This window comes from Streptomyces huiliensis, assembly GCF_020037025.1.
Lineage (GTDB): Bacteria > Actinomycetota > Actinomycetes > Streptomycetales > Streptomycetaceae > Streptomyces > Streptomyces huiliensis.
Window position 1 is genome coordinate 1 of record NZ_JAIQLH010000559.1, and the last position, 327, is coordinate 327.

The window sequence follows — 327 nt, forward strand, 5'->3', positions numbered from 1 at the left end:
GGATCGGAGCCCAGGGCCCGAACCAGCCGTTCCGGCGGTTCGAGGCGGTCGTTCGCGTGGCCCATCCCTGTGCCGTCCCTTTCGTCGTGCCGGTGGAGCCGTCGGGGGCGGGCGCTACGCGCCGTCCGGTCCGCCGGCCGGGGCCCGCCCGACGAGCCCAGGGAAGGCTACGCTGCCGCCCCGCCAGCGCGTTCCCCGCACCGCCGCCTCACGCAGCGCCGCCGCGGCCTCCCCGCGCAGCGCGCCGTCCGCCGCCGCGACCAGGTCGGCGTAGACGACCGCCACCCGGCTCTCCAGCTCCGCCGCCAGCCGCACCGCGGCGGGGGC

General features: G+C 80.1%; 1 protein-coding gene. It reads right to left on the reverse strand.

Going from position 1 to position 327, the window contains the following annotated elements; genetic code table 11:
- Nucleotides 1-114: 114 nt before the first annotated feature.
- The coding region (locus JNW98_RS35850; protein WP_223772417.1) for a DUF4439 domain-containing protein at nucleotides 115-327 on the reverse strand (213 nt) is incomplete at its 5' end.